This is a genomic window from Collinsella sp. AM38-1BH (assembly GCF_003467545.1).
Taxonomy (GTDB): domain Bacteria; phylum Actinomycetota; class Coriobacteriia; order Coriobacteriales; family Coriobacteriaceae; genus Collinsella.
In genome coordinates this window covers 1-2,071 of the sequence record NZ_QSHC01000029.1, presented here as the reverse complement: position 1 = coordinate 2,071, position 2,071 = coordinate 1, and the positions used below count along the sequence as shown (strand labels likewise).

At 55.9% G+C, this 2,071-nt stretch carries 1 protein-coding gene; it reads right to left on the bottom strand.

Annotated elements, in window-relative coordinates; translation table 11 throughout:
- Nucleotides 1-178: 178 nt before the first annotated feature.
- The gene (locus DW870_RS09185; RefSeq protein WP_006235592.1) at nt 179-1,873 is read right to left on the bottom strand and encodes a phospho-sugar mutase; all 1,695 of its coding nucleotides are present in this window, start codon (nt 1,871-1,873) and stop codon (nt 179-181) included.
- Between the last annotated feature and the right edge of the window lie 198 nt (nt 1,874-2,071).

Here is a 2,071-nt window from a genome sequence, read left to right as displayed (position 1 = left end):
CCGGGCCGCGCGGCAAGGAGATATATTGCCAGACCGGAGGGGCGCCGGGGGCGGGAATCTGGGCGTACACATTTCCTACACATATAAGGACTCTCGGCTGGCTGGGTAAATATAAGAGGGGACCTCGTTTCCGAGATCCCCTCTTTCGCCTATCTACAGTAATAGACTCTTAAATACCTTATGCCAGCAGCTTGCGACCGGACTCTTCAATCGCGTCAAGTGCTGCATCAGCTTCGGCGGCATCCGCGCCCTTGGCAAAGATATACAGCTTGATCTTGGGCTCGGTGCCGGAAGGACGGACGATACCCTTGTTGCCACCCTCGAGATCGAACTCAATGACATTAGCCTTCGGCAGGCCGTTCACGCAGGTGTTGTAGTCCACGACGGCTTCAATCTTGGAACCGGCGAGCTCCGCGGGCGGGTTCTCGCGCAGACCGGCCATGATGCCGGCCATCTTTGCCGCACCCTCAGCACCCGGATAGCTCAGCGAAATCGTCTTATTGTGGTAGTAGCCATACTTCTCGTACAGCTCGTGCATCGCGTCGGCGAGGTTCTTACCCTGCAGCTTGTAATACTGAGCCATCTGGCAAATCAGCAGCGAAGTGCTCACGGCGTCCTTGTCGCGCACGTGATCACCAGCCAGATAACCGTAGCTCTCCTCGAAACCGAAGATAAAGCGATCGACCTCGCCAGCATCGGAAAGAGAAGTAATGATGTCGCCGATGTACTTGAAGCCCGTCAGGCAGCGGCGAAGCTCAAAACCGTACTCGTCGGCCAGAGCGTCAACCATGGCGGAAGAAACGATAGTAGTAACGGCAACCTTCTTAGTGAGGTCCTCACCGCGGGCAGCACGGGTCTTGCAGATATAGTCGAGCAGCAGGACGCCCATCTCGTTACCGGTCAGCAGCAGATAGTCATCGCCATTTTTAACGGCAACGCCAACACGGTCGGCGTCGGGATCGGTTGCAAGCAGCAAATCAGGGTGAACCTGCTCGCAGAGATCGATGCCCTTCTGCATGGCCTGACGGATCTCGGGGTTAGGATACGGGCAGGTCGGGAAATCGCCGTTAGGCTCCTTCTGCTCGGGAACAACCGTGACATCGGTGATGCCAGCGCGCTCGAGCACCGTAGTAACGGGAATGAGGCCGGTGCCGTTGAGCGGAGTGTAGACGAGCTTAAGCGGAGCGCCAGCGATCTCCTCGGCAGAAAGGTTAGTCACGCCGCGCGCGAGAACGGCGTCGTAATAACGCTCGAGGCACGAGTCGTCGATCCATTTAACCAGACCCTGCTCAAGAGCCTCATCAAAGTCCATGGACTTCACGCCGGTGAATGTATCGGTCTCGGCGATAGCCTTAGAAATTGCATCGGCGGCCTCGCTGGTGATCTGGCAGCCATCGGGGCCATAGGCCTTATAGCCGTTATACGGCGCTGGGTTATGGCTAGCGGTCATGCAAATGCCACCGGAGCACTTAAGATCACGGACGGCCCAGGAGAGCGTCGGCACAGGAGAAATCTTGGGATACACGAGGGCAGTCACGCCGTTTGCTGCAAGAATGGCAGCCGTAGTCTTAACGAACAGCTCACCTTTATTGCGGCTATCGCGAGCGATGGCGACCGTCGGATGCTCAAAGGTCGCATTGAGGTAGTCAGCGAATCCCTGGGTCGCACGACCGACCGTATAGATATTCATACGGTTAGTGCCCGCACCGATAGTGCCGCGAAGACCGGCAGTACCGAAGGCGAGATCCTGGAAGAAAGCGTCGGTGATGGCGTCCTCATCACCCTGCTCCTTCATCGTGTTGAGCTCAGCGAGGAGCTCCTCGTCCTTGACATTGGCAATCCAAGTATCAAGCAGCTCATGAACATCTGCCATGTGAGTCCTTCCGTCACAATCAATAAAACGACCCGTGTAAAAACAGGACAAGCGCAGCAGTGCGCTAAAGCAAATATTAGTCCATTGAGAACAGAGAACCGACCAAAGAACGGTGAACGTCTATATTCAGCGGTGGATGATTAAATTGATTTAATTGCATAAGAAATGTTGCCCGTAAACGCAAAAAGGGGGGGGGGG